The sequence below is a fragment of the Brachybacterium vulturis genome (assembly GCF_002407185.1).
In the GTDB taxonomy this organism is placed as follows: Bacteria; Actinomycetota; Actinomycetes; order Actinomycetales; family Dermabacteraceae; genus Brachybacterium; species Brachybacterium vulturis.
The window spans coordinates 3087734-3113577 of sequence record NZ_CP023563.1 but is presented as its reverse complement, the minus strand read 5'-3'; the positions used below and the strand labels follow the sequence as shown (position 1 = coordinate 3113577).

22 protein-coding genes and 1 pseudogene are annotated in these 25844 nt (G+C 71.2%); 17 read left to right on the top strand and 6 right to left on the bottom strand.

The annotated features are described in order from the left end of the window. Window positions 1–2: 2 nt before the first annotated feature. Window positions 3–1211, top strand: coding sequence for an acyl-CoA dehydrogenase family protein (locus tag CFK38_RS13980; protein WP_096803614.1), 1209 nt, complete (start codon window positions 3–5; stop codon window positions 1209–1211). Beyond that, complete coding sequence (locus CFK38_RS13975) at window positions 1208–2146, top strand: epimerase (RefSeq protein WP_245851080.1); 939 nt, start codon at window positions 1208–1210, stop codon at window positions 2144–2146. Before CFK38_RS13980 ends, CFK38_RS13975 begins: the two co-directional genes overlap by 4 nt. A gap of 28 nt (window positions 2147–2174) precedes the next feature. On the opposite strand, the pseudogene CFK38_RS13970 reads toward CFK38_RS13975, so the two are convergent. Together CFK38_RS13970 and pgi are read right to left on the bottom strand one after the other, a co-directional pair. Next, window positions 2175–3203: pseudogene (locus CFK38_RS13970) on the bottom strand (6-phosphofructokinase). Between the two features lie 96 nt (window positions 3204–3299). Further along, window positions 3300–4997 (bottom strand): glucose-6-phosphate isomerase, encoded by a 1698-nt coding sequence (gene pgi / locus CFK38_RS13965; RefSeq protein WP_096803613.1) that lies wholly within the window; start codon window positions 4995–4997, stop codon window positions 3300–3302. Between the two features lie 200 nt (window positions 4998–5197). On the opposite strand from pgi, the gene CFK38_RS13960 reads away from it, so the two are divergent. The 7 genes from CFK38_RS13960 to CFK38_RS13930 all read left to right on the top strand — a co-directional run bounded on the left by CFK38_RS13960 (window position 5198) and on the right by CFK38_RS13930 (window position 13959). After that, the gene (locus tag CFK38_RS13960; RefSeq protein ID WP_096803612.1) at window positions 5198–6859 is read left to right on the top strand and encodes a peptide ABC transporter substrate-binding protein; all 1662 of its coding nucleotides are present in this window, start codon (window positions 5198–5200) and stop codon (window positions 6857–6859) included. Window positions 6860–7050: 191 nt separating this feature from the next. Next, the gene (locus tag CFK38_RS13955; protein ID WP_096803611.1) at window positions 7051–7986 is read left to right on the top strand and encodes an ABC transporter permease; all 936 of its coding nucleotides are present in this window, start codon (window positions 7051–7053) and stop codon (window positions 7984–7986) included. Beyond that, window positions 7970–8941, top strand: coding sequence for an ABC transporter permease (locus CFK38_RS13950; RefSeq protein WP_096803610.1), 972 nt, complete (start codon window positions 7970–7972; stop codon window positions 8939–8941). The genes CFK38_RS13955 and CFK38_RS13950 overlap by 17 nt, the downstream gene beginning before the upstream one ends. Further along, window positions 8938–10788 carry an ABC transporter ATP-binding protein gene (locus tag CFK38_RS13945; protein WP_096803609.1) on the top strand — a complete coding sequence of 617 codons (1851 nt, stop codon included), beginning with the start codon at window positions 8938–8940 and terminating at the stop codon, window positions 10786–10788. Before CFK38_RS13950 ends, CFK38_RS13945 begins: the two co-directional genes overlap by 4 nt. 208 nt (window positions 10789–10996) lie before the next feature. Further along, the gene (typA, locus tag CFK38_RS13940) at window positions 10997–12919 is read left to right on the top strand and encodes a translational GTPase TypA (protein ID WP_096803608.1); all 1923 of its coding nucleotides are present in this window, start codon (window positions 10997–10999) and stop codon (window positions 12917–12919) included. Window positions 12920–12923: 4 nt separating this feature from the next. Continuing rightward, the gene (locus CFK38_RS13935; protein WP_096803607.1) at window positions 12924–13373 is read left to right on the top strand and encodes a hypothetical protein; all 450 of its coding nucleotides are present in this window, start codon (window positions 12924–12926) and stop codon (window positions 13371–13373) included. 4 nt (window positions 13374–13377) lie between these two features. Then, a complete protein-coding gene (locus CFK38_RS13930) occupies window positions 13378–13959 on the top strand; it encodes a CDP-alcohol phosphatidyltransferase family protein (RefSeq protein ID WP_096803606.1) in 582 nt (193 codons plus the stop codon). Here the strand turns inward: CFK38_RS13930 and CFK38_RS13925 are convergent. After that, window positions 13898–14170: a putative acetyltransferase gene (locus CFK38_RS13925; protein ID WP_096803605.1), complete on the bottom strand. Its 273-nt coding sequence runs from the start codon at window positions 14168–14170 to the stop codon at window positions 13898–13900. The genes CFK38_RS13930 and CFK38_RS13925 overlap by 62 nt on opposite strands. Window positions 14171–14310: 140 nt before the next feature. Between CFK38_RS13925 and fdxA the strand changes: the two genes are divergently transcribed. Genes fdxA through CFK38_RS13910 form a run of 3 tightly spaced genes read left to right on the top strand, consistent with a single transcriptional unit; the run spans window position 14311 to window position 17242 of the window. Continuing rightward, window positions 14311–14640, top strand: a complete 330-nt coding sequence (fdxA, locus tag CFK38_RS13920; RefSeq protein WP_096803604.1) for a ferredoxin — start codon at window positions 14311–14313, stop codon at window positions 14638–14640. 3 nt (window positions 14641–14643) lie between these two features. Next, a complete protein-coding gene (gene dapC, locus CFK38_RS13915) occupies window positions 14644–15834 on the top strand; it encodes a succinyldiaminopimelate transaminase (protein ID WP_096803603.1) in 1191 nt (396 codons plus the stop codon). Between the two features lie 55 nt (window positions 15835–15889). Then, a complete protein-coding gene (locus tag CFK38_RS13910; protein ID WP_096803602.1) occupies window positions 15890–17242 on the top strand; it encodes a citrate synthase in 1353 nt (450 codons plus the stop codon). A gap of 12 nt (window positions 17243–17254) precedes the next feature. Here the strand turns inward: CFK38_RS13910 and CFK38_RS13905 are convergent, their stop codons facing one another. Both CFK38_RS13905 and dapD read right to left on the bottom strand, forming a co-directional pair. Next, entirely contained in the window at window positions 17255–18205 is a 951-nt protein-coding gene (locus tag CFK38_RS13905) for a hypothetical protein (RefSeq protein WP_096803601.1), read from the bottom strand. Between the two features lie 22 nt (window positions 18206–18227). Then, window positions 18228–19211: a 2,3,4,5-tetrahydropyridine-2,6-dicarboxylate N-succinyltransferase gene (gene dapD / locus CFK38_RS13900; RefSeq protein WP_096803600.1), complete on the bottom strand. Its 984-nt coding sequence runs from the start codon at window positions 19209–19211 to the stop codon at window positions 18228–18230. A gap of 90 nt (window positions 19212–19301) precedes the next feature. Here dapD and CFK38_RS13895 point away from each other — a divergent pair, with 90 nt between their 5' ends. Beyond that, complete coding sequence (locus CFK38_RS13895) at window positions 19302–20594, top strand: MFS transporter (RefSeq protein ID WP_096803599.1); 1293 nt, start codon at window positions 19302–19304, stop codon at window positions 20592–20594. A 27-nt stretch (window positions 20595–20621) separates the two neighbouring features. Here CFK38_RS13895 and CFK38_RS13890 read toward each other — a convergent pair whose 3' ends face one another. Beyond that, on the bottom strand, window positions 20622–21530 hold the full coding sequence (locus CFK38_RS13890) for a hypothetical protein (RefSeq protein ID WP_096803598.1): 909 nt from the start codon (window positions 21528–21530) through the stop codon (window positions 20622–20624). 90 nt (window positions 21531–21620) lie between these two features. Between CFK38_RS13890 and CFK38_RS13885 the strand changes: the two genes are divergently transcribed. The 4 genes from CFK38_RS13885 to CFK38_RS13865 all read left to right on the top strand — a co-directional run bounded on the left by CFK38_RS13885 (window position 21621) and on the right by CFK38_RS13865 (window position 25734). Further along, window positions 21621–23381, top strand: coding sequence for an FAD/NAD(P)-binding protein (locus CFK38_RS13885; RefSeq protein ID WP_096803597.1), 1761 nt, complete (start codon window positions 21621–21623; stop codon window positions 23379–23381). A gap of 60 nt (window positions 23382–23441) precedes the next feature. Next, complete coding sequence (gene dapE, locus CFK38_RS13880) at window positions 23442–24545, top strand: succinyl-diaminopimelate desuccinylase (protein WP_157773496.1); 1104 nt, start codon at window positions 23442–23444, stop codon at window positions 24543–24545. A gap of 16 nt (window positions 24546–24561) precedes the next feature. After that, on the top strand, window positions 24562–25332 hold the full coding sequence (locus CFK38_RS13875) for an LOG family protein (RefSeq protein ID WP_096803595.1): 771 nt from the start codon (window positions 24562–24564) through the stop codon (window positions 25330–25332). Window positions 25333–25566: 234 nt separating this feature from the next. After that, a complete protein-coding gene (locus tag CFK38_RS13865) occupies window positions 25567–25734 on the top strand; it encodes a DUF3117 domain-containing protein (RefSeq protein ID WP_010551467.1) in 168 nt (55 codons plus the stop codon). The last annotated feature ends 110 nt before the right edge of the window (window positions 25735–25844 follow it).

The window sequence follows — 25844 nt, the reverse complement described above, 5'->3', positions numbered from 1 at the left end:
TCATGAGCCCCACCGCCGAGGACCTGCTGCCCGACTCCCTGCTGGAGACCTTCCGCGAGCGCGCGGCGGTCCACGACCGGGAGAACACCTTCCCCCGGGACGATCTCGCCGATCTCCGCGAGCGCGGCTACCTGCGTCTGCTGGTGCCCACCGAGCTCGGCGGGCTCGGCGCCTCGCTGCTGGAGGCCACGCGGATCCAGCGCCGCCTCGCCCAGGCCGCTCCCGCCACAGCGCTGTCGATGAACATGCACCTGGTGGTGACCGGGGCGGCGCTGCACGCCCACCGGCTCGGCGTCGGCGAGGTGCGCACGATCCTCGAGGACGCCGCCGCGGAGCAGCTGTTCGCCTTCGGGATCTCCGAGCCCGGCAACGACGCGATGCTCTTCGACTCCTCCACCCGGGCCGAGGAGCAGGATGACGGCGGATTCGCGCTCACCGGGACCAAGATCTTCACCTCGCTCGCCCCGGTCTGGGACCGGCTGGTGGTGCACGGTCGCGTCGCCGAGGCCTCCGAGGCGGAGCCGCGGCTCGTCTTCGGGGTCATCGAGCGCACCGACGAGGTCGAGACCCTCGATGACTGGGACACCCACGGGATGCGTCCCTCCCAGTCATGCACCACCCGCCTGCACGGCGCCCCGATCCTCGGCGATCAGGTGCTCACCCGCACCCCCGTCGGCCCGAACCCCGACCCGTTCGTGATGGGCATCTTCGGCGCCTTCGAGCTGCTGATCGCGTCCGTCTACACCGGCATCGCCGAGCGCGCGATCACGGTCGGCACCCGGATCGCGACCACTCGTCGCAACGCCACCAAGGACATCGTCCACGCCGACGACCCCGACATCCGCTGGCGTCTGGCCGATGCGGCGATCGCGGTGGACGGCTCGATCCTGCAGATCGAGAAGATCATGGCAGATCTCGATGCCCTCGGCGCGGGGGAGCAGGGCAGGGGCCTGAGCGATCACGGCCCGCGCTGGTTCCTGCACTTCTCCGGCGTGAAGTCCCGGGCGACCGAGACGGCGATCGCTGCGCTGGACCAGGTGCTGCGCGCCAGCGGCGGCGCCCAGTACTTCCGGCGCAGCGAGCTGGAGCGGCTCTCCCGGGATGTGCGCGCCGGCATGTACCACCCCTCCGACCAGGAGTCCGTGCACGCCTCCTACGCCAAGGCCCTGCTCGGCGAGATCGGTGCGTCCCGTCCGGCGCTGCCGCAGTGAGCGACGCGCTGCGGATCGTCATCGCGGGAGGCTCCGGCACCCTCGGCCGCGCGCTGAGCACCCAGCTGGTGAGGCGCGGGCACGAGGTCGTGGTCCTCACCCGGGCGCCGCGGTCTCCGTCCCGGTACCCGGGCGTGCGCGAGGTGCACTGGGACGGCCGCACCCTCGGGCCCTGGACGCAGGAGCTCGCAGCACCGGGGACCGCCCTGGTCAACCTCGCCGGCCGGCTCGTCGACGCCCGGCCCACGCCGGAGAACATCGCCGACCTCGCCCGCTCCCGCGTCGAGGCGACCGCCGCGCTGGTCGAGGCCTCCCGCCGCCGGGAGGAGCCGCTGACGCACTGGGTGCAGGCCTCGACCACCGCGATCTGGTCCGACGCCGGGGACCGGCTGCTGGAGGAGACGAGCCCCGTGCCCGTGGGGCTGCCGCAGATGACCGGGGTCGCCGAGCGCTGGGAGCGCGCGGCCGAGGGAGCGCACTGCGACCATCAGGTGGTGCTGCGCACCGGCATCGTGCTGGAGGCCGGGACCCCGGCGCTCGAGAGGCTCGCGCTGCTGGCTCGCTGGGGTCTGGGCGGACCGGTGGGCACCGGCCGGCAATGGGTGAGCTGGATCCACGTCGAGGACTGGGTGCGGATCGTGCTCTCGGCGCTCGGCCTCGAGGAGCCGCAGCTGCCCGAGGGGATCGTGGTCGCCTCCGCCCCGCACCCGGTGCGGAATGCCGAGATGATGCGCCTCCTGCGACGGGGCGTCGGCCGGAGCCGCGGCCTCCCCACCCCCGCGCCGCTGCTCCGACTCGGGGCCGTGCTGCTGCGCACGGACCCGGCGCTGGGGCTCACGGGCCGCCATGCCACCTCGCGCGTGCTGGACGAGGCGGGATTCCGATTCCGGTATCCGCAGCTCGACGGCGCCCTCGCGGACCTGCTGCCCGGCTGATCCCGCTCGCACGCCCGCGGAACGCCGATCAGCCGAACAGCACCGCGGCCTCGCGCCAGCGGGACTCCGGCACCCGCTTGACGCTGTCGATCGCCTCGGTGAGCGGGACGTCCACGATCTCGGTGCCGCGCAGCGCGACCATCCGGCCGAAACGGTTCTGGTGGACCAGATCCACCGCCGCGGTTCCGAGCCGGGTGGCGAGCACCCGGTCGTAGCCGGTCGGCTCCCCGCCGCGCTGGATGTGTCCCAGCACCGTGGCCCGGGACTCGATGCCCAGCCGCTCCTCGATCAGCGGGGCCAGCACCTCGGCCACCCCGCCGAAGCGGGGCCGTCCGAACTCGTCCGGCTCGTAGTCGATGAAGCCCTCCGGGGCGTCCCGGGGCACGAACCCCTCGGCGACCACGACCAGCGGTGCCCGGCCCCGGGCGAAGGCCGACTCCACCTGGGTGCAGATCTCGTCGATGCTCAGCGGGAACTCCGGCAGTCAGATCACATGTGCGCCCGCGGCCATCCCCGAGTGCAGCGCGATCCAGCCGACGCTGCGGCCCATCACCTCGGCGACCATGCAGCGGTGATGTGAATCTCCGGTGATCCGCAGCCGGTCCAGGGATTCGGTGGCGATCTCCACCGCGGTGTTGAACCCGAAGGTGTAATCGGTGGCATCGAGATCGTTGTCGACCGTCTTGGGCACCCCGACCACCGGGATGCCCGCCTCGGAGAGCCGGTTGGCGGTGAACAGGGTGCCGTCGCCGCCGATCGCGATGAGCGCGTCCATGTCGTTCTCGTCGAGGTGACGGCGCACGACGTCCGCCCCGTCCTCGCCCTCGGCGAAAGGATCGGACCGGGAGGTGCCCAGGATCGTCCCGCCGAGGCGACCGATGCCGCGCACGCGCCGACGCGGCAGCGTCATCCAGTCGTTCTCGATCACGCCGCGCCAGCCGTCCCGGAACCCGATGAACTCGTCCTCGAAGTGCTGGTCTCCCTTGATCACCGCCCCCCGGATCACGGCGTTCAGGCCGGGGCAGTCGCCGCCGGAGGTCAGGATTCCGATCTTCATGAGGCAGGATTCCTTCTCTCGTCGAGCGCCGGCGGGGCAGGGGTGCGTCCGCTGCCCACACTACGGCCGCGCGCCGGATTCCCCCGGGACCACCGGTCAGCGCTGCGCGCGCTGCTCGCGGTAGTAGCGGATCAGCCCCGCCGTCGAGGGGTCCTCGGCCGCGATGGCCGTCTCGTCGCCGGCGACCGCGCCGGCGAGATCCTTGGCGAGCTGCTTGCCCAGCTCCACGCCCCACTGGTCGAAGGAATTGATGCCCCACACCACGCCCTGCACGAAGGTGATGTGCTCGTACAGCGCGATCAGCTGTCCCAGCACCGCCGGGGTGAGCTGCGGGGCCATGATCGAGGTGGTGGGCCGGTCGCCGGAGAACTCCCGGGCCGCGACCAGCGCGCCCTCGGTGCCCTCCGCCCGGACCTCCTCGGCGGTCTTGCCGAAGGCCAGCGCCTTGGTCTGGGCGAAGAAGTTCGCCAGGAACAGCTCGTGGACGTCCTGGTCCCCGTCCTTCAGCGGATGGTTCGGGGTCGCGAAGGCGATGAAGTCCGCGGGGATCACCCGGGTGCCCTGGTGGATCAGCTGGTAGAAGGCGTGCTGACCGTTCGTGCCGGGCTCGCCCCAGAACACCTCGCCGGTCTCGGTGGTGGCGAGCGAGCCGTCCCAGCGCACCGCCTTGCCGTTGGACTCCATCGTGAGCTGCTGGAGATAGGCGGGGAAGCGGTGGAGGTACTGCGAGTAGGGGAGCACCGCGTGGGTCTCCGCTTCCAGGAAGTTCACGTTCCACACGTTCAGCAGCCCCATCAGCAGCGGCACGTTCTGCTCCGCCGGGGCGGTGGCGAAGTGCTCGTCCATCGCGTGGAAGCCGGCCAGCAGCTCCTCGAAGGCGTCCGGTCCGAGCACGGTGGCGAGCACGGTGCCGATCGCGGAGTCCACCGAGTAGCGGCCGCCCACCCAGTCCCAGAAGCCGAAGGCGTTGTCGGGATCGATGCCGAAGTCCGCGACCTTGTCCAGCGCGGTGGAGACGGCCACGAAGTGCTGGGCGATGGCCTCCGGCTCCTGCTCGGCGGTCAGGGCCGCGTTCTCCCGCAGGCCGGTCAGCAGCCACTGCCGCACCAGGCGCGCATTGGTGAGGGTCTCCTGGGTGGTGAAGGTCTTCGACGCCACGATCACCAGGGTGGTCTCGGGGTCGAGGCCCTGCGTGGTGGCGAAGGCGTCGGTGGGGTCGATGTTCGAGATGAACCGGGCCTCGAGACCGTCCTGCGCGAGCGGCTGCAGCGCCTCGTAGACCATCACCGGGCCGAGGTCGCTGCCGCCGATGCCGATGTTCACGACCGTCTCGATGCGCTTGCCGGTCACGCCCGTCCACTCTCCCGAGCGCACCGCATCCGCGAAGTCGTAGACGCGCTGCAGGGTCCGCTGGACGTCCTCGTCGATGTTCTGGCCGTCCACCTCGAGCGCGGGGGAGGAGCCGGCCGGTCGGCGCAGCGCGGTATGCAGCACCGCGCGGTCCTCGGTGGTGTTGATGTGGGCGCCGGCGAACATGGCGTCGCGACGCTCGGTGACCCCGACCTCGCGGGCCAGCTGCAGCAGCAGCTCCACGGTCCTCGGGGTGACGAGGTTCTTGGAGAGGTCGACGTGCAGGTCGGCGGCGTCGTGCGTGAAGCGTTCGGCGCGCTGGGGGTCGGCGGCGAACCACTCGCGCAGCGAGCCGTCGATCTCGAGGTGGTGCGCCTCGAGCTCGGCCCAGGCGTCGGTGGTGGTGGGGTCGATCGGGGCGGCGGGTGAGGTGGGAGCAGTCATACGGCCATTGAACACCGCGGGCGTCGAACGTGCAGGGTCGGCCCGGGTGTTCCCGGCGCGGGTGTCAGGGGACGGACAGCGTCCTGAGACCGAAGTGTTACCACCAGATGGGATGCTGTTGACAGGGAAGGGTGCACACTTGTCGGTGATGCTGCACACGGTCGTGCGGTTCACGACCCCAAGACACCACAGGAGTTTTCATGACCATCTCGCGCCGTTCGATGATGATGGGCACCGCCGCCGGCGGCGCCGCGGCCCTGACGCTCGCCGCCTGCGGCGGCGACGAGGGCGGGTCCGGGGACGCCGGTGGCGGCGAGGGCGGCGGCGGCGGTGGCGGGGGCATGATCCTGGCCAACGGCACCGAACCGCAGAACCCGCTGATCCCGACCAACACCAATGAGGTCGGCGGCGGCCGCATCGTCCAGAACATCTTCGCGGGCCTGGTCTCCTACGACGCCGAGGGCACCCCGCAGAACGAGGTGGCCGAGTCCATCGAGACCGAGGACAGCCAGCACTACACGATCACCCTCGCCGAGGGGTGGACCTTCACCAACGGCGATCCGGTCACGGCCCAGAGCTTCGTGGACGCCTGGAACTTCGGCGCCAATGCCTCCAACGCCCAGCTCTCGGGCTACTTCTTCGAGCCGATCGAGGGCTTCGCGGACCTCCAGGGCGAGGACGTGGCCGCCGATGCCACCCTCACCGGTCTCGCCGTCGAGGACGAGCAGACGTTCACCGTCACCCTCGTCTCCCCGCAGTCCGACTTCCCGATCCGCCTGGGCTACACCGCGTTCGCGCCCCTGCCCCAGGCGTTCTTCGATGACCCGGAGGGCTTCGGGGAGAAGCCGATCGGCAACGGCCCCTACACGCTCAAGTCCTGGGAGCACGAGGTCTCCGCCGAGCTCGAGGTGAACCCGGACTACAAGGGCCCCCGCGCCCCGAAGAACGACGGCGTGCGCTTCACCTTCTACCAGGACATCGAGACCGGCTACAACGACCTGCTCTCGGGCGGCCTCGACGTCATCGACAACATCCCCGCCAGCCGCCTGACCTCCTTCGAGCAGGATCTCGGGGAGCGTGCGGTCAATCAGCCGGCCGCGATCTTCCAGTCCTTCACCATCCACATGGAGGATCCGAACTTCAGCGGCGAGGCCGGGTCCCTGCGTCGCCAGGCCCTGTCCAAGTCGATCAACCGTCAGGAGATCTGCGACACGATCTTCCAGGGCACCTCGTCCCCGGCCACGGACTACTCCTCTCCCGTGGTCAACGGCTACTCGGACTCGATCCCCGGCAGCGAGGTCCTGGACTTCGACGCCGAGGGCGCCAAGAAGCTGTGGGAGGAGGCCGAGGGCATGCAGCCCTTCGAGGGCCCCTTCACCCTCGCCTACAACGCCGACGGCGACCACGCCACCTGGGTCGAGGCGGTCACCAACCAGATGCTGAACAACCTCGGCATCGAGGCCACCGGCAAGTCGTACCCGACCTTCGCCGCACTGCGCGACGAGGTCGGCAACCGCACGATCACCGGCGGCTTCCGCAGCGGCTGGCAGGCGGACTACCCCTCCGTGTTCAACTTCCTCGGCCCGCTGTACAGCTCGGCCGCGGCGGAGGGTCGCGGGTCCAATGACGCCGACTACATGAACGAGGAGTTCGACCAGCTGCTGGCCGACGGCCTCTCGGCCACCGATGACGAGACCGCGTTCGCCAAGGCCCAGGCCGCGGAGGAGCTGCTCTTCCGCGACCTCCCGGCCATTCCGCTGTGGAACGACAACGTCACCGGCGGCTCCGCGGAGACCGTGGAGAACGTCGTCTTCGGCTGGGACAGCCAGCCGCAGTACCACGAGATCACCAAGACGGCCTGATCCTCAGGCCCTGACCCGACGGGGCGGGGACGCGGCTCGGCAGCCGCCCCCGCCCCGCATCGGGTCCGCACGACGCCGCCCGGCGCCGATGCGTGCCGCAGCCCCGCAAGTGGCTATGGTGTTCCAGATTCCCCCGCGCCCCGCCCGGCCTGATCGGTCCGGGGCGCCCTCCCTCCCCTAAGGTGCAACGCATGGCCTGGTACGTCCTCCGGCGCGTGCTGCAGATGATCCCGGTCTTCTTCGGCGCGACGTTCCTGGTGTACTTCCTGGTGTTCTCGATGCCCGGTGACCCGATCGCGGCCCTCGGCGGCAACAAGCCGCTCTCGCCCGCCGTCCAGGATCGTCTGCGCGCGGAGTACAACCTCGACGAACCCTTCATCGTCCAATATCTGCTCTACCTGCAGGGCCTGGCCCAGGGTGACTTCGGCACGACCTTCGCCGGGCGTCCGGTGATCGAGGACATCCGCAGCGCCTTCCCCGTCACCGCGCGCCTGGCGCTGGTCGCGATCGCCTTCGAGGCCATCCTCGGCATCGTCGGCGGCGTCATCTCCGGTCTGCGCAAGGGCACCTGGATCGACTCCACGCTGCTGGTCACCTCCATCCTGGTGATCGCGGTGCCGACCTTCGTGATCGGCTTCGTGGCCCAGTTCATCTTCGGCGTGAAGCTGGGGTGGGTGACGATCAACGTCGGTGCGAACGTGACCTGGCAGAACCTGCTGCTGCCGGGCATGGTGCTGGGTGCGGTGAGCTTCGCCTACGTGCTGCGCCTGACCCGCACCCAGATCACCGAGACGATGACCGCCGATCACGTCCGCACCGCGACCGCCAAGGGGCTCTCCCGCCCGCGCGTGATCACCGTGCACATCCTGCGCAACTCGCTGATCCCGGTGGTCACCTTCCTCGGCGTGGACCTCGGTCAGCTGATGGGCGGGGCGATCGTCACCGAGGGGATCTTCAACATCCCGGGACTCGGCTTCCATCTCTTCGACGCCATCCAGCGCGGTGAGAGCACGAAGATGGTCTCGATGGTGACGCTGCTGGTCATCATCTTCATCATCTCGAACCTCCTCATCGATCTGCTGTACGCACTTCTCGACCCCAGGATCAGGTATGACGCACGCAAGTGAGACCGGCGGCGCCACGACGCGCCGCGGCCAGGAGCACTTCGTCGCTCCGGTCGACGAGACCCCGCTGCAGGCGGTCGATGCCCTGAACACCGACGTCAAGCCGCGATCGCTGTGGTCGCAGGCCTGGCGCGATCTGCGACGCAATCCGATGTTCATCGTCTCCGCGGTGCTCATCGCGGTGGTGGTCACCGTCGCCGCGTTCCCGCAGCTGTTCAGCAGCCTCGACCCGTACGCGCAGGGCGCCTGCCGCCTGACCAACAGCTACGGGGACCCGATCCCCGGGCACCCCTTCGGCTTCGACCAGCAGGGCTGCGACGTGTACTCCCGGGTCATCTACGGGGCCCGCCCCTCGGTGATCGTCGGTGTGGTGACCACGCTGGGCGTCTTCCTGCTGGGCGGCGTGATCGGTGCGCTGGCGGGCTGGTTCGGCGGCTGGATCGACGCGATCCTGTCCCGTCTGACGGACGTCTTCTTCGCGATCCCGCTGATCCTCGCCGCGATCGTGGTCGGCCAGCTCTTCGAGCTCAACGCGCTCACCCTGGCGATGATCCTGATCCTGTTCGGCTGGACCGCCATCGCGCGCATCGCCCGCGGCAGCGTCATGAGCGTGATGAACTCGGAGTTCATCACCGCCTCCAAGGCGCTCGGCGCCTCCTCCTCCCAGAACCTGTTCCGGCACGTGGTGCCCAACGCGGTCGCCCCGGTGATCGTCACGGCGATGGTCAACCTGGGCATGTACATCGTCCTGGAGGCCACCCTGTCCTTCCTGGGAGTGGGACTTCCCGAGTCCACGATCTCCTGGGGCGCGGACATCTCCAATGCGCAGACAGGGCTGTACACGCGCCCCGAGCTGCTGTTCTATCCCTCCGGCGCCCTCGCCATCACGATCCTCAGCTTCATCATGCTGGGCGATGCCGTGCGCGACGCACTCGATCCGAAGACGAAGAAGCGATGAGCTACGACCCGAACTTCCCGCACACCTCCAGCGAGCGCGCCGAGGAGCCCACCACCGAGCCCGTCGGTCCTCGGGACGACGGGGCCGCGGACGCGGCGGAGGCCGATCTCACGCAGGTCCATGCGACTGCGGGCGGCACCTCCGGCGCCGTCCACGAATGGGATCCGGACCGCCCGCTGCTCGAGGTGAAGGACCTCGACATCACCTTCACCACCTCCAGCGGCGAGGTGCCGGCCGTGCGCGGGGCGAACCTCACCGTCTATCCCGGCCAGACCGTCGCGATCGTGGGCGAGTCCGGCTCGGGCAAGACCACCACCGCCATGTCGGTCGCCGGCCTCCTCGCCTCCAACGGTCGGGTCTCCGGCGGCAGCATCCTCTTCCAGGACGAGGACGTCTCCAAGGCCTCCGGCAAGCGCGTCCGCCAGCTGCGGGGCGATGAGATCGGCATGGTCCCGCAGGACCCGATGTCGAACCTCAACCCCCTGTGGAAGATCGGCTTCCAGATCAAGGAGTCGCTGACCGCGAACAAGGTCGCCACGGGCAGGGCGGCGGACAAGCGCGTCGTCGAGCTGCTCGAGGAGGCGGGGCTGCCGGATGCGGCCCGTCGCGCGAAGCAGTACCCCCACGAGTTCTCCGGGGGCATGCGCCAGCGCGCGCTGATCGCCATGGGCCTCGCGGCCCGGCCGTCCCTGCTCATCGCCGACGAGCCCACCAGTGCGCTGGACGTCACCGTCCAGCGGCAGATCCTCGACCACCTCGACGTCCTCACCGGGCAGCTCGGGATCGCGGTCCTGCTGATCACCCATGACCTCGGTCTGGCCGCGGAGCGCGCTCAGCACCTGGTGGTGATGTACCGCGGGCAGGTGGTGGAGTCCGGTCCGGCGCTGGAGATCCTCCAGAACCCGCAGCACCCCTACACGCAGCGGCTGATCGCGGCCGCCCCGTCGCTGTCCAGCCAGCGGATGGTCTCCTCCTACAGCAGCCGCGGCGAGGAGCCCGCCGGCGCAGAGCAGTCCGCTGCGACCCAGGCGCGGACCGACGACGTCATCGTCGCCGAGAACCTCACGCGGGTCTTCGACATCCGCGGTGGTGCGCCGTGGGTGAAGGCCGCACCGTTCACGGCGGTCGACGATGTCTCCTTCACCCTCAAGCGCGGCACCACCCTCGGGATCGTGGGGGAGTCCGGCTCCGGGAAGTCGACGGTCGCGCAGATGGTGCTGGGCCTGCTCCCCCCGACCTCCGGGACGATCCTCTTCGAGGGCCAGGACATCGGGGCGAAGTCCACCAAGGAGATGTTCGCGCTCCGCCGACGCATGCAGCCGGTGTTCCAGAACCCGTACGGGTCGATCGACCCCACCTACTCGATCTTCCGCACCATCGAGGAGCCGCTGCGCCTGCACGGCACGGCCACGCGCGGTGAGCGTGAAGCGCGGGTCCGCGAGCTCCTGGACCAGGTGTCGCTCCCGGCCGCGACCATGCAGCGCTACCCCAATGAGCTCTCCGGCGGGCAGCGTCAGCGCATCGCGGTGGCCCGGGCGCTCGCGCTGCGACCCGAGGTGCTGGTGCTCGACGAGGCCGTCTCTGCCCTCGACGTGCTGGTCCAGGACCAGGTGCTCGCCCTGCTCAACGACCTCCAGGCCGAGCTGCACCTCTCCTACGTGTTCATCACCCACGACCTCGCCGTCGTCCGGCAGATCGCCGACCGGACCATGGTCATGGAGACGGGTCGAGTGGTCGAGCAGGGTGCCACCGAGGACGTCTTCCGCGACCCGCAGCAGGAGTACACCCGCCGTCTGCTGGACGCCATCCCCGGTGGTTCCATCCCGCTGGCGGGCTCCGGCCGCTGAGCCCGGAGCCACCGAGCCCGTCCGCCTCCGGACCGTTCTGGTCCGATCCGTTCCCCGAGCAGCGCGTCGAAGGTCTCACCGCGCCCCCTGTGGCGGGGGGCGGTGGGCGGATAGACTCGCCGGGGCCCTGGAGCGGGCCGCACGTCTCGTGCGGCCGGGCGCTGCTCGGTCCATGACCCGCCGCGCAACCTGAAACGAGCATCTGCGTATGACCACCCAGCACCGCACCGATCTGCGTAACGTCGCCATCGTCGCCCACGTGGACCACGGCAAGACCACCCTGGTCGACGCCATGCTCACCCAGGGCGGAGCCTTCGGCGATCGCGACAAGCACGACGATCGGGCGATGGACTCGGGCGAGCTGGAGCGCGAGAAGGGCATCACGATCCTCGCCAAGAACACGGCGATCCGATACACCGGACCGTCGGCCGCGGCGATCGGTGAGCCCGACGGCATCACCATCAACGTCATCGACACCCCCGGTCACGCCGACTTCGGCGGCGAGGTCGAACGAGGCCTGTCGATGGTCGACGGCGTGGTGCTGCTGGTGGACTCCTCCGAGGGACCGCTCCCGCAGACCCGCTTCGTGCTGCGCAAGGCGCTGGCGGCGAAGCTGCCGGTGATCCTCGTGGTCAACAAGGTCGACCGTCCCGACGCCCGTATCGAAGCGGTCGTCGGCGAGGCCACCGACCTGCTGCTGGGCCTGGCCTCGGACCTCTCCGAGGAGATGGACGACATCGATCTGGACGCCGTGCTCGATGTGCCCGTCGTCTACGCCTCCGGCAAGGCCGGCCGCGCCACCACCACCCAGCCCGCCGACGGCACCCTCCCCGAGGAGGAGAACGTCGAGGCGCTGTTCAAGACCATCCTCGAGCAGATCCCCGCGCCGGAGTACGACGACGAGGTGCCGCTGCAGGCGCACGTCACCAACCTCGACGCCTCCCCGTTCCTGGGCCGCCTCGCGCTGCTGCGGATCAAGAACGGCGAGCTCAGCAAGGGTCAGCAGGTCGCCTGGTGCACCCAGGACGGCACCACCAAGCAGGTCAAGATCACCGAGCTGCTGGAGACCAAGGGGCTCTCCCGCGTGCCGATGACCCGGGTCGCCCTGCCCGGTGACATCGTCGCCGTCGCCGGCATCCCCGAGATCATGATCGGCGAGACCCTCGCTGACCTCTCCGATCCGCGCCCGCTGCCGCTGATCGCGATCGACGACCCCGCGATCTCGATGACGATCGGCATCAACACCTCCCCGCTGGCCGGCAAGAACGGCAAGGGCCACAAGCTCACCGCCCGCCAGGTCAAGGATCGCCTCGATGCCGAGCTGGTCGGCAACGTGTCGTTGAAGGTGCTGCCCACCGAGCGCCCCGACGCCTGGGAGGTCCAGGGCCGCGGCGAGCTCGCGCTGTCGATCCTGGTCGAGCAGATGCGCCGCGAGGGCTTCGAGCTGACCGTCGGCAAGCCGAAGGTCCTCACCCGGGAGGTCGACGGGAAGGTCCACGAGCCCGTCGAGCGGATGACGATCGACGTGCCCGAGGAGTACCTGGGCACCGTCACCCAGCTGATGGCCTCCCGCAAGGGCCGCATGGAGACCATGAGCAACCACGGCTCCGGCTGGGTGCGCATGGAGTTCGTCGTCCCCGCCCGCGGCCTGATCGGCTTCCGCACCCGGTTCATGACCGAGACCCGCGGCAACGGCATCGCCTCCTCCTACGCCGACGGCTTCGAGCCGTGGCTGGGCGAGATCGAGTTCCGTTCCACCGGCTCCCTGGTCGCCGACCGCGCGGGCACGGTCACCCCCTTCGCGATGATCAACCTCCAGGAGCGCGGCTCCTTCTTCGTCGAGCCCACCTCCGAGGTGTACGCCGGTCAGATCGTGGGGGAGAACTCCCGCAACGAGGACATGGACGTCAACATCACCAAGGAGAAGAAGCTGACGAACATGCGCGCCGCGTCCTCGGACTCCTTCGAGAACCTGGTGCCGCCGCGCCGACTGACCCTCGAGGAGTCCCTCGAGTTCTCCGCCGAGGACGAGTGCGTCGAGGTCACCCCCGAGATCGTCCGCATCCGCAAGGTCATCCTCGATGCGAACGAGCGTCGTCGTGCGCACTCCAAGGCCAAGTCGGGGAAGTGACGCAGTGACCCCCGCGCCGTCGCCGTCGGGGTCGACCCGCAGGGTCGACACCGACTCCCTCGCGGCCCGCGGCGCGCAGGCCGCGATGGCGATCGTGCTCGCGATCATCTCGGTGCTCCTGATGCTCACCACGCATCGGCTGGAGCTCGGGCTGTTCGGCTTCGATGTCCCGGTGGGGATGCTCTTCGGGGCGGCGTTCCAGGTGGTCACCTGCGTGTTCCTGTGGTCGGCGACCGGCTCGCGGTTCCCGCTGCTGGTGCTGGGCTGCCTGTGGGGGATGCTGGCCACCCCGTTCCTGGGCAGGAGCGTCGGCGGCGGGGTGCTGCTGCCGGCGATGATCGGCGACGTCCCGCAGCTGTCGGGATGGATCGTCCAGGGTCTCGGCATCGCGATCCCCTTCCTCGCGGCGGCCGTGATCACGGTTCTCGGGAAGCTCGTCCCTCGGGCACGCTGAGCACATGAGCGCCTCCCCCCGTCCCGACTGGGCGACCGTCCCGAACCTCATCACCCTGCTGCGGTTCGTGCTGCTGTCGCCGGTGTGCCTGCTGCTGCTGGACGGTCCCGACACCCTCGCGGTGGTGCTGCTGCTGGTGTGGGCGTGCACCGACTGGGTGGACGGGATGCTCGCCAGGGCGCTGGACCAGAGCAGCCGCGTCGGGGCGATCATCGATCCGATCGCGGACCGCATCGGGCTGGCGGCGATCGTGCTGTCCCTGGCCGTGGCGGGCCTGCTGCCCTGGGCGGCGCTCGTGCTCATCGTGGTCCTGGACGTGGCGATGGTGGTGCTCGCGACCGGGGCGGCGCTCGGCGGGCGGATCGCGGTGTCCTGGCTCGGCAAGGTCCGCACCTTCGTCCTGATGACCTCGGTGTTCCTGCTGGTCGCCGCCGCCGCCTGGTGGCCGGACCTGATCCCGGCCGCGCAGGCGCTGATCTGGCTCGGCGTGGTGCTCCACACGGTCTCGGGGATCGACTACATCCTCAGGGCGCGGCGGGCCCCCGCCGCCGGACCGGCGGTGGAGGCACCTCCTTCGCCGCGATGACCAGTGCCCGCGGCACCCGGATCTGCCCGCGGCGGGTCATCACCTGCACGGCGGCCTGGTCGCTGCTCACGATGGTGCCCAGCGCGTCCGTCATCGACTCCCCGTGCGGCGAGCGCTCCGCGTCGATCGCATAGCGCAGCACCACCCGGCGCCCCTCCCGCAGGAAGGGCGCCCAGCCGGCGCGGGGCCGGGGCTCATCGGGCGACGTCATCCTCCGAGGCTATCCCCGATCCCCGGCCCCGGGCCCGGCTGTGCAACCTGTCACCTCCGCGGGCCGCCTCCTCGTCGCGCCCTCCGGTCAGCGGCCGGGATGAGATGATGGGTGCCGTCTCCGACCGAAGGAAGCCGCCCATGACCTACGTCATCGCCCTGCCCTGCGTCGACGTGAAGGACCGCGCCTGCGTCGACGAGTGCCCGGTGGACTGCATCTACGAGGGCAATCGGATGCTGTACATCCAGCCCGACGAATGCGTGGACTGCGGTGCCTGCGAACCCGTCTGCCCGGTCGAGGCGATCTTCTACGAGGACGACACCCCGGATCAGTGGGCCGAGTACTACAAGGCCAACGTCGAGTTCTTCGACGATCTCGGGGCCCCCGGCGGCGCGGCGAAGATGGGCGTGATCGACAAGGACCACCCGATCATCGAGGCCCTTCCGCTGCAGCCGAACCCTCTGGCCTGAGCCATGGCGGTGACCTCCGGCCCCCGCTCGGCCGCGCCGCGCCGGGCGACCGCCCGCACGGGGCTCGCCCAGCGACTGCCCGCCTTCCCCTGGGATTCCCTGCTCCCGGCCAAGCAGCGCGCCGCGGCGCATCCGGACGGCATCGTGGACCTCTCCGTCGGCACCCCGGTGGATCCGACGCCCGCCCTGGTGCAGGCGGCCCTCGCCGGCGCGGCCGACAGCCCCGGCTACCCGACCACGCTCGGCACCCCGGCCCTGCGCGAGGCGCTCGCGCGCTTCGTCCGTCGCCACCGCGGCGCGCCGGAGTCGCTCGGCGTCGAGGGCGTGCTGCCCACCATCGGCTCCAAGGAGCTCGTCGCGCACCTCCCGTTCCAGCTCGGCCTCGGCCCCGGGGACGTCGTCGCGTTCCCCCACATCGCCTATCCCACCTACGACATCGGTGCGCGCCTCATCGGCGCCGAGCCGCTGCCGGTGGACATGGCTCAGCTAGCGGCCCATGGCGATGCGGCCCTGCCCGACCCGGCGGTCGCACCGCGGATCCGGCTGCTGTGGCTGAACTCCCCGTCGAACCCCACCGGCGAGGTGCTCGACGTCACGCAGCTGGCCGCCGTGGTGCGCTGGGCCCGTGAGCGGGGGATCGTCGTCGCCTCCGACGAGTGCTACGCACTGCTGCCATGGACCGTGGACGAGGTCCCCTCGGTGCTGGACCCGCGCGTGAGCGGTGGTGCGCTCGAGGGGCTGCTGTGCGTGTACTCGCTGTCCAAGCAGTCCAACCTCGCCGGCTACCGGGCGGCCTTCGTCGCCGGGGATCCCGCTCTGGTGGGCGAGCTGGTGGCGGTGCGCAAGCAGGCCGGGATGATGCTGCCCGGACCGCTCCAGACCGCGATGACCGCAGCTCTCGACGATGACGAGGCCCCGGCCGCCCAGCGTGAGATCTATCGCGCCCGGCGCACGCTGCTCGGGTCCGCGCTGCGGGCCGCCGGTGGATCGATCCAGGGCTCCCAGGCGGGGCTGTACCTGTGGACCACCTTCGGCGAGGACGCGATGACCAGTGTCGAACGCCTCGCAGCCAGCGGCATCCTGGTGGCACCCGGGATGTTCTATGGTGGCGGTGGTGGAGATTTCGTCCGGGTTGCCCTCACCGCGACCGATGAGCGGATCGCTGCCGCCGCCCGGCGCCTCGAGCGCCAGTAGAATCTTCGGCGCCCGCGGGCGCCGCACCGAGCCGACCACGCACAACGGAGAGCCCATGGATCACGCGACGACGTCTGCTCAGCTCAGCCTGGGGGAGACGACACTCGACCTCCCCACCGTTCCCGCCGTGGAGGGCAACGCCGGCATCTCGATCGGTCCGCTGCGCAAGCAGACCGGTCACGTCACCTACGACCCCGGCTTCATGAACACCGCGAACGCGAAGTCGTCGATCACGTACATCGACGGCGACGAGGGCATCCTGCGCTACCGCGGCTACCCCATCGAGCAGCTCGCCGAGAAGTCGAGCTACCTCGAGGTGGCGTACCTGCTGATCAACGGCGAGCTGCCCACCAAGGGCCAGCTCGACAACTTCGAGGCCAAGGTCGAGCACCGCACCCTGCTCGACGAGCGCTTCAAGCGCATGTTCGACAACTTCCCGCGGGATGCGCACCCGATGGCCGTGCTCCAGGCCGGGACCTCGGCGCTGTCGACCTTCTACCAGGACACCCTGGACCCCTTCGACGAGGAGCAGGTGCGGATCTCCGCCGTGCGGCTGCTCGCGAAGCTGCCCACGATGGCGGCCTACGCGCACCGCATCGCCCAGGGCCACGCCCTGCTCTACCCGGACAACCGGCTCTCGCTGATCGAGAACTTCCTGCGCCTGACCTTCGGCTTCCCGGTCGAGGACTACATCGCCGACCCGGTCGTGGTGCGCGCGATGGAGCAGCTGCTGATCCTGCACGCCGACCATGAGCAGAACTGCTCCACCTCCGCTGTGCGCCTGGTCGGCTCCGCCCAGGCGAACCTGTTCACCTCGATCTCCGCCGGCATCGGCGCGCTCTCGGGCCCCGCCCACGGCGGCGCCAACGCCGCGGTGATGGACATGCTCGACCAGATCCAGGCCGAGGGCATCGATCCGCGCGACTTCATGGAGAAGGTCAAGAACAAGGAGGACGGGATCCGCCTGATGGGCTTCGGCCACCGGGTGTACAAGAACTACGATCCGCGCGCCCGCCTCGTCAAGAAGATCGCCGACGATGTGCTCGAACGCCTCGGCGTCCACGACGAGCGGCTCGAGCTGGCCATGAAGCTCGAGGAGATCGCGCTGGAGGACGACTACTTCGTCGAGCGCAAGCTCTACCCGAACGTCGACTTCTACACGGGCCTGATCTACAAGGCCATCGGCTTCCCCACCGAGATGTTCACGGTGCTGTTCTCCATCGGCCGCCTGCCGGGCTGGATCGCCCAGTGGGAGGAGATGGTCCACGACCCGGAGACCAAGATCGGCCGGCCCCGCCAGATCTACACCGGGCACGCGGAGCGCACCTACCAGGAGATGGGCGAGCGCACCGGCACCAGCGAGCTGCGCCTGGCGGCCCTGCAGTCCGACATCGCGAACCGGGGCTGAGCCCGCGCGGGCTCAGCGCCCGCTGACCAGCACCACCACACGCTCCGCGCTGCCGCCCTCGGCGGTGCCCCAGCTCCCGGCCTCCTCGCCGCGCACGGAGCGGTCCCAGACCCGTCCCTGGTAGGACACCTGGACCACCCCGTCGTCCGCGGCGCGGGCAACCGCCCAGTTCGCGACCGCCCAGCCCAGCGCGTCGTCCCCGCCCGGATCGATCACGAGCGCCATCGCGCCCGCATGCTCGGGCAGTTGCGGGGCCGTGCTCGAGGCGGCGTCGAGGCCCGCGCTCAACCGGCCGGACTCGACAGAACGCGGGAACTGGCGCTCCAGCTCGGCCCGGACCTGCTCCGGGGAGACGGTCGCGCCGACCGCACCGAGGGTGCACACCAGGTTCGGCCCGCTCTGCCCGGTCAGGGCCGAGGCATAGAGCCGGCCCTCGGTCTCGTGGTCCCGGTAGGCCTCCGGATGGCCGGAGCGCTGGACCTGCTGGGCCACGTCGTTGATGTCCGCGTTCCGGTAGCCGGGGATCGTCACCAGCGCGTCGTAGAAGGCGTTGGTGGAGAAGACCGGGTCCTGGATCTGCTCCTCGGTGCCCCAGCCCTGGGAGGGCCGCTGCTGGAACAGGCCCAGGGAGTCGCGGTCCCCGTAGTCGATGTTCTGCAGCTGGGACTCCTGGTAGGCGGTCGCCAGCGCGATGGAGGCCGCCCGCGGCGGCAGCTCCCGGTCCACGGCGACCGCGCTGATCAGCGCCGCGTTGGAGACCCGGTCGGTGGAGTAGCGATGACTGGTGCCCAGGCCCGTCGCCACGCAGGTGCCCTCATGCGCGGGGGAGCCGTAGCGCTGCAGCGCCACATAGCTGCCCCCGGCGATGCCGGCGAACAGCAGCACCATCACCAGCGGGACCGCGAGGTGCCGAGCGACCGAACGCTCCCGCCTCCGGGTGCGCCGACGCGCGCGTGCGGCCATCTCGCCTCCCCCAGGCCCGGTGTCAGTTCGCGTGCAGCGCGGCGTTGAGCTCGACGGTCTGCCCCGCGCGGGCCACCGCCTGCACCGCACCGGTCAGCGAGTGGCGACGGAACAGCAGGTTCGCCACGCCGGAGAGGTCCCGCGCCGCGACCACCTGCGGCTGGTCGGATCCGGCACCGGCCTCGCCGACGAGCTCCACCTTGGTGCCGGCGGTGACGTACAGCCCCGCCTCGACCACGCAGTCGTCGCCGAGCGCGATGCCCACGCCCGCCTCGGCGCCCACCAGCGAGCGGCGGCCGATGCTCACCCGCTCGGTCCCGCCACCGGAGAGGGTGCCCATCGTCGAGGCGCCGCCACCGATGTCCGAGCCGTCGCCCACGACGACGCCCTGGGAGATGCGGCCCTCGATCATCGAGGCGCCCAGGGTCCCGGCGTTGAAGTTCACGAAGCCCTCGTGCATGACGGTGGTGCCCTCGGCCAGATGCGCGCCCAGGCGGACCCGGTCCGCGTCACCGATGCGCACCCCGGCGGGCAGCACGTAATCGACCATGCGCGGGAACTTGTCGAGGCTGAACACGGTGGGAGTGCGTCCCGCCGCGATCAGGCGCAGGCGGGTCTCCTCGAAGCCGGCCACGGCGCAGGGCCCCTCGGAGGTCCACACCACGTTGGTGAGCGTCCCGAACAGCCCCTCGAGGTTCTGCGCGTTGGGCTGGACCAGCCGATGGGAGAGCAGGTGCAGGCGCAGGTAGGCGTCGACCGCGTCGGCAGGGGCCTCGGCCAGCGAGATCGTGCGGACCACGACCTCCTGCGTGGTGCCCCGCACCTCGTCGGCCCGGGCGGCGGCGGTCAGCTGGGCATGCAGCGGATGGCTCCGGATCTGCGAAGGAGCCTCCCCGAGCCGGGGCGAGGGATACCATGCATCCAGGACGGAGCCGTCGGCACCAAGGGTGGTGAGTGCGATGCCCCAGGCCTTCGAGGCGGGGGAGTCCGAAGTCGTCGTGGTCATCTCCGGAGTCTACGAACTTCCGGGGTGCCAGGTCATGCGTGACGCCCCGCCCGGGGCGAACCGCACATCGGTGCCCGGCGGCCGGCGCTGATGGCGGCGGAGCAGGTCCCGACCCCGCTGCGCCGCAACCCCGAGTACCTGCGGTGGCTGATCGGCGACCTGTTGCTGGATATCGGCACCGGGATCGGAGCCTTCGCCTTTCCCCTGGTGACCTTCATGGTCACCGAGGATCTCGGCATCACGGGGCTGGTCGCACTGGTCCAGGGACTCGGCGCGCTGGTCGGTCTGATCCCGGGCGGACTGCTCGCGGACCGCGCCGAACGGCGGCGCCTGCGGCTGCTGGCCGGGGTGCTCGGTGCCGCCGTCCAGGCGGTGCTGGTCATCGTGCTGCTGACCGGGGTGGCCGGGGCCGTGGTGCTGGCCGCCCTGGCGTTCGCCGACAGGTTCCGCGAGACGCTGCTGGGCAGCGCCTCCAACGCCATGCTCAAACAGCTCGTGCCCACCACGCAGCTGCCCCGGGCGGTCTCTGTGAACCAGGGCCGTCAGGCCGCGGTGGAGATGGCCGCGGGCCCCGCCGGCGGTGCGCTGCTCGGCCTGTCGATCGTGTTCCCGCCGCTGGCCCAGCTGCTGGGCAACCTCGGCTCGGTCATCGCGACCCTCAGCATGCGGCGCCGGTACCACCCGCGGGTCGCCGGCACGGAGCGCACGAAGGTGGGGGAGGACCTGCGCGAGGCGCTCGGCTGGATGATCTCCCAGCCCCTGCGCCTGCAGATCCTCGCGATCGCGTCCTCGGTGAACCTCGGGGCCAACGGCCTGATCTTCGCGGTGCTGCTGAGTCTCGCCTCCGACGGGGTCTCGGCCACCCGGATCGGCCTGCTGAACACGGTGCTGGCCGCGGCGATCCTGCTCGGCGCGGTCCTCGCACCGCGCCTGGTGGACACGGTCCCGACGGGGATGCTCGCGATCGCTCCCGTCGTGCTGATGGCGCTGGTCGGGGTGTTCCTCGCCGTCGACCCCGGCATGATCTGGATCGGCGTGGCCTACGCCGTGCTGGGGGTCGGGATACCGGCCATCAATGCCTCCAGCCAGGGCTTCTTCACCCACATCACGCCCGTGGCGATGCAGGGGCGGGTCAGCTCGCTGATGCGGGTGGTCTCCTCGGCGCTGATGCCGCTGGCCCCGGCAGTCGCCGGCTGGGGGCTGGACCTCCTGGGCGTCATGCCCACGATGCTCGTCTTCGCCTCCGTGCTGGCGCTCGGAGCCCTGGTGGGGATGCTCGGGCCGGATCTGCGCCGGATCCCCACCGCCCCGCGGTGGGAGGTCTACGCCCGTCAGGAGGGGCTCGCGGTCGAGGAGGACGAGGAGTCCTCCTCCGAGCGCTGAGCCGCGGCGGAGAAGAGATCGGGCCGTTCACACCGCGGGCGGCTCCTCCACCTGCGGCGTCGGCCCGATCCATTCCGCGGCCCGGGACCGGCGCACGATCCTGCGGAGGCGTCGGGAGCGCAGGTAGATCAGGAGCACCGCCGCCACCAGGGCGGCGGCCCCGCCGCCGAGCAGCCACGGCGCCCAGTGCGAGACCCCACCCACGTCACCGAGCATCGGAGAGATCAGCAGCAGCGCCGCCCCCGCCACGATCGCGAGCACCCCGGCGCCCACCAGCAGCGCCGGCCCGAGGGAGCGTGCGACGGCGGGCCCCGCCGACTCTCCCTGCAGCGGGCGGCGCAGCGGCAGACCCCGGCCGAGCTGCCCGGGCCGGGAGACCGCCCAGCCCAGCAGGAGATGGTCCCGTCGCCGGGTCGCCACCGCGCCCACCAGTGCCGCGAGCAGCCCGGCCACGACAGCGACCGCCAGCAGAATCGGTCCCTGCTCCGGGACGCGCTCGGCGATCCCGGCTGCCTCGGAGCGGATGCTCTGGATGATCGTGACTGCGAGGAGCGTGAACGCCACCAGCAGCAGTCCGGCCTCCACCAGTCGCAGCGGGAGCTGCCGTGCCTGCCGCTCCGCGTGCGCCGCGGAGTCCAGCTCGTCGGGGACCTGATCGGCCCCCTCCTCGAGCACCACCCGGCGCTCGTCCGCCAGGCGCTGGGCGAACTCCTCGGTGCTCGGGCCCGAGCGGAGGGACGGGGCGTACCGGGCACGCTGCGCCGCAGTGAGCCAGGCCGTCATCACCAGCGCATCTGCCGAGGCACGCTCCTCGGGCAGCAGATCGGCGCTCACGGCCGCGCGCAGCTTCGCCGCCTGGCGCCCGCCGAACAGTCCCGGGGGCGTCGAGGGACCGCTGGGCGGGAGATGTCTGGGCGACGAGGCGGGAGTCGACATGGCGTCATCGTCCCAGATCGGTGGGGGCGGTGCGGGCGCGGCGGCGCGATCAAGGGCGGCCGCAGGCGACCGGCGCGCCATACTGGAGCGATGATCGCAGCCGCCGACCCCCTCCGCACCGTCGCCGTCGTCGGGGCAGGGCCGCGGGGCACGGCGATCATCGAACGCCTGGTGGCCGCCTCGAACGGCCCGCACTGGCGGGGCGGCCTCACCGTGCACCTGATCGACCCCCTGGTGGGCCGGGGAGGTGCCGTCTGGCGGCACGACCAGTCCGAGGTGCTGCTGATGAACACCACCACCTGCCAGACCACGATGTACCCCGACGAGACCTGCCATGCGCTGCTGCCCGCGCCGCGAACGGACACCCTCGCCGATCATCTGGCAGGGGAGGGTCTCGCCCCCACGGACTTCGCCTCCCGCGCCGCGCACGGCCGCTACCTGGCCCACGTGCTGGAGACGGCACGGAGGGACGCCGACCCGGCCCGGCTGCGGATCGTCGAGCACGCCGCCGAGGCGGTCGACGTCACCGGCGGGGCCGATGGTCCGCAGCGGGTGCGGCTGAGCGACGGACGGGTGCTGCGCGCCGAGGCGGTCGCGCTCGCGCTCGGGCACCTGCCCACCGCGCTCGGCCCCCGCTCGCAGCAGCTCGCCGACGCCGCCGAACGCCATGGCCTGGTCCACCTCGGGCCCGCGAACCCGCTCGAGGTGGACTATGCCTCGCTGCTGGGACGGGAGGCCGTCGCGGTCCAGGGCATGGGGCTGAACTTCTACGACGCGATCGGCATGCTCACCGAGGCGGCCGGTGGGCGCTTCGAGACCGACGCCTCCGCCCCCTCCGGCCTGCGCTACCTGCCCGGTGGCGGGGAGCCGCGCCTGGTGGTCGGCTCCCGCTCCGGCATGGTCTACCGGCCCAAACCCGACCTCGGCGACCGGATGCCGCAGCCGTACCTCCCGGCGGTGCTCACAGGGGAGCGGGTGCTCGAGCTCGCGGTCCGCGCCGCGGGGGTGGACCACGAGCGCGACGTGATGCCGCTGATGTTCGCCGAGCTGCGCCGGGCGCTGCGGGACGGCGGATTCCCCGAGCTCGCGGACGACCAGATCCTGCTCCCGCTGCTGTTCCCCTTCGGCCGTCGCGGCGGGGAGAGCCCGGTGCCGCCGCGGAGCACCCGTGACGTGCTGCGCGAGGCGCTGCGGGCCGCCTCCGAGCCCGATCCGGCCTGGGTGCTGATCTACCGGGTGCTGATCGCCCTGCGGATCCAGGTGAACCGGCTCACCGACCTCGGCGCCTACACCACCGATTCCGTGCGCCGCGACATCGACGGCCACCTGCGCAACGCCTTCGCCTCCTGGGCCTCGGGCCCGCCGGTGCTGCGCGCCCGCCAGGTGCTCGCCCTCGGGGAGGCGGGGCTGCTGGAGTTCACCGGCCCGCGGATGCATCTGGAGATCGATGACGAGGCCGGCCGGTACGTGGTGCGCGGCGGCGAAGGACCGGCCACCCTGTGCGACGGGGTGCTCGAGGCGCATCTGCCGCCGGTGGACCTGCCCGCCTATCGCAGCGCCCTGCTGGGTGCCTGGCGCGAGCGCGGCGAGGTGCAGAAGGACTCCTGGGCCTCCCGCGGCACCAGGCGGCGGATGCTCACCGGCTCCATCGCGGTGGACGGCCTGTACGCACCGGTCGGGGCCGACGGCACCGTCTTCGAGCGACGGCTGCTGGTCGGCGTGCCGGTGAGCACGGCGCAGCCGGGCTCCTCGATCTCCGCGGAGCCCGGCACCGGGGCGCAGCTGCTGCGGCACGCCGAGGCGGTCGCGCTGCGGCTGGCCCGTGCCGGAGGGGCGCTGTCCGGTCCGTGAGCCCTCGCTGAGCGGGTCCGCGTCGGTCCTGCCGCGCCCGGACGTGGCACGATGACGGCCATGAGCAACCAGACGGCCCCGGTCCTCGATCCCCGCGTCGATATCGCCCGTCTCACCGCGGCGATCGTCGACATCGACTCCGTCTCCGGGAACGAGCAGGCGCTCGCCGACGCGGTCGAGCAGGCGCTGCGCGAGCACGCCGGCCACCTCGAGGTGCTCCGTGACGGGGACACCGTCATCGCGCGCACCGACCGCGGGCTTCCCCAGCGGGTGCTGCTGGCCGGGCACCTGGACACCGTCCCGCTCGCGGACAACCTGCCCTCGACCCGCCGCGTGCGCGAGGGCCGGGAGGAGCTGGTGGGCCGCGGCAGCTGCGACATGAAGGGCGGGCTCGCGGTGTTCCTCAAGCTCGCCGTCGAGGCCGCCGCCGCACCCGTGGACCTCACCTGGATCTTCTACGACCACGAGGAGGTCGCCGCGGCGGACAACGCCCTCACCCGGATCGCCGCCGAGCACCCCGAGCATCTCGAGGCGGATTTCGCGATCCTCGGCGAGCCCACCTCCGCCGGCGTCGAGGGTGGCTGCAAGGGCACCATGAAGCTCGAGGTCACCGCTCGGGGTATCGCCGCGCATTCGGCCCGCGACTGGGTGGGGGACAACGCGATCCACCGCCTCGCCCCGGTGCTGGAGCGCCTCGCCGCCTACGAGGCCCGTCGCGCCGTGATCGACGGGCTCGAGTACCGCGAATGCCTCAACGTGGTCACGATCGCCGGAGGCATCGCCGGCAACGTCATCCCCGACCGGGCCACCGCGCTGCTGAACTACCGCTTCGCGCCCGACACCTCCGTCGCCGCGGCCGAGGCGCACGTGCGCGAGGTCCTGGCGGGGCTCGACCTGGAGATCGAGGTGGTCGACGCCGCCGGCGGCGCCCTGCCCGGACTGGACGACGCCGCGGCCCGCGGCTTCCTCTCCGCTCTGGGCGAGGGCGTCACCGTGGCCGCGAAGCAGGGCTGGACCGATGTGGCCCGTTTCTCGGCGCTGGGCACCCCGGCGGTGAACTTCGGCCCGGGGGATCCGCTGCTCGCCCACACCGACGACGAGCACGTCCCGCTGCAGGATCTCGAGATCGCGCTCGCGGGGCTGCGTCGGTTCCTGGCCCCCTGAGCGTTACGCTCGGTCCATGACGCCTGAGGAACGAGACCGCCACCGCAAGGGCCCGATCACGCTGCGCGGCTCCCAGCGACCCGACCGCACCACCGACCAGCGCCTGCTGGAGGAGGACGGCGAGACGGACTGGGTCCACGCGGACCCGTGGCGGGTGCTGCGCATCCAGTCCGAGTTCATCGAGGGCTTCGGTGCGCTCGCCGAGCTCGGGTCCGCGATCTCGATCTTCGGCTCGGCCCGGCTGTCCGAGGACAGCCCCTTCTACGACTGCGCGGTGGAGATCGCCAAGGGCGTCGTGGACCTGGGCTACGCGGTCATCACCGGCGGTGGGCCCGGGATCATGGAGGCCGGCAATCGCGGCGCCCAGGAGGCCGGCGGGATCTCCGTCGGCCTCGGCATCGAGCTGCCGCATGAGCAGGGTCTGAACGACTACGTCGACCTGGGGGTCGACTTCCGGTACTTCTTCGTCCGCAAGACGATGTTCGTGAAGTACTCCAGCGGCTTCGTGGTGATGCCCGGCGGCTTCGGCACGCTCGATGAGCTGTTCGAGGCGCTGTGCCTGATGCAGACCCACCGGATCGACATGTTCCCGGTGGTGCTGGTGGGCCGCGACTACTGGCAGGGACTGCTGGGCTGGCTGCGCACCGCGGTCGTCGACGGCGGGATGGTGAACCCTGTGGACATCGACCTGATCAGAGTGGTCGACACCCCGCAGGAGGCGCTCGACGTGCTGCGGGAGCACGCCCGCAAGGCCCCGCTCGCGATGGGGACGTCGATCGAATCATGAGCGCCGTGGGACCGGTCGTGATCCTCCTGCTGCTGGTCGCGCTGCTGGTCGGAGCGCTGATGGTGGGGGTGGCGACCGGGTGGATCGGGGGCGGGATCGACCTCCCGGACAGGCCGCGCAGAGCTCGACGTGCGCGCCGGTCGCGAGACCTGAGATAATAGCCACCGTACGCGCATTGTCCGAGGCCCCGTCCGGGGGTGCCACGCAAGGGCAGTGACACATCAAGGAGGCACGATGGCTGCTATGAAGCCGCGCACCGGTGACGGTCCGCTCGAGGTCGTGGAGGAGGGTCGCAGCATCATCATGCGGGTCCCGCTCGAAGGGGGCGGCCGTCTGGTCGTCGAGATCGCCGCATCGGAAGCCGTGGAGCTGCGCGACGCCCTCGAGGGTGTCATCAAGTAGCAGATACCAGCCCAGATGCCAGCCCCGCACCCTCCGGTGCGGGGCTGTCTTCATCTCAGCAGTGCGCCGCAGGGCCGGTCATGGGCCCGGTGTGCGGCGCGGTCAGCGGC

Coding starts and splice junctions, on each gene's coding strand:
- CFK38_RS13980 (WP_096803614.1), top strand. CDS start 3: ATGAGCCCCACCGCCGAGGACCTGCTGCCCGACTCCCTGCTGGAGACC.
- pgi (WP_096803613.1), bottom strand. CDS start 4,997: ATGACTGCTCCCACCTCACCCGCCGCCCCGATCGACCCCACCACCACC.
- CFK38_RS13960 (WP_096803612.1), top strand. CDS start 5,198: ATGACCATCTCGCGCCGTTCGATGATGATGGGCACCGCCGCCGGCGGC.
- CFK38_RS13955 (WP_096803611.1), top strand. CDS start 7,051: ATGGCCTGGTACGTCCTCCGGCGCGTGCTGCAGATGATCCCGGTCTTC.
- CFK38_RS13950 (WP_096803610.1), top strand. CDS start 7,970: ATGACGCACGCAAGTGAGACCGGCGGCGCCACGACGCGCCGCGGCCAG.
- CFK38_RS13945 (WP_096803609.1), top strand. CDS start 8,938: ATGAGCTACGACCCGAACTTCCCGCACACCTCCAGCGAGCGCGCCGAG.
- typA (WP_096803608.1), top strand. CDS start 10,997: ATGACCACCCAGCACCGCACCGATCTGCGTAACGTCGCCATCGTCGCC.
- CFK38_RS13930 (WP_096803606.1), top strand. CDS start 13,378: ATGAGCGCCTCCCCCCGTCCCGACTGGGCGACCGTCCCGAACCTCATC.
- CFK38_RS13925 (WP_096803605.1), bottom strand. CDS start 14,170: ATGACGTCGCCCGATGAGCCCCGGCCCCGCGCCGGCTGGGCGCCCTTC.
- fdxA (WP_096803604.1), top strand. CDS start 14,311: ATGACCTACGTCATCGCCCTGCCCTGCGTCGACGTGAAGGACCGCGCC.
- dapC (WP_096803603.1), top strand. CDS start 14,644: ATGGCGGTGACCTCCGGCCCCCGCTCGGCCGCGCCGCGCCGGGCGACC.
- CFK38_RS13910 (WP_096803602.1), top strand. CDS start 15,890: ATGGATCACGCGACGACGTCTGCTCAGCTCAGCCTGGGGGAGACGACA.
- CFK38_RS13905 (WP_096803601.1), bottom strand. CDS start 18,205: ATGGCCGCACGCGCGCGTCGGCGCACCCGGAGGCGGGAGCGTTCGGTC.
- dapD (WP_096803600.1), bottom strand. CDS start 19,211: ATGACCACGACGACTTCGGACTCCCCCGCCTCGAAGGCCTGGGGCATC.
- CFK38_RS13895 (WP_096803599.1), top strand. CDS start 19,302: ATGGCGGCGGAGCAGGTCCCGACCCCGCTGCGCCGCAACCCCGAGTAC.
- CFK38_RS13890 (WP_096803598.1), bottom strand. CDS start 21,530: ATGTCGACTCCCGCCTCGTCGCCCAGACATCTCCCGCCCAGCGGTCCC.
- CFK38_RS13885 (WP_096803597.1), top strand. CDS start 21,621: ATGATCGCAGCCGCCGACCCCCTCCGCACCGTCGCCGTCGTCGGGGCA.
- dapE (WP_157773496.1), top strand. CDS start 23,442: ATGAGCAACCAGACGGCCCCGGTCCTCGATCCCCGCGTCGATATCGCC.
- CFK38_RS13875 (WP_096803595.1), top strand. CDS start 24,562: ATGACGCCTGAGGAACGAGACCGCCACCGCAAGGGCCCGATCACGCTG.
- CFK38_RS13865 (WP_010551467.1), top strand. CDS start 25,567: ATGGCTGCTATGAAGCCGCGCACCGGTGACGGTCCGCTCGAGGTCGTG.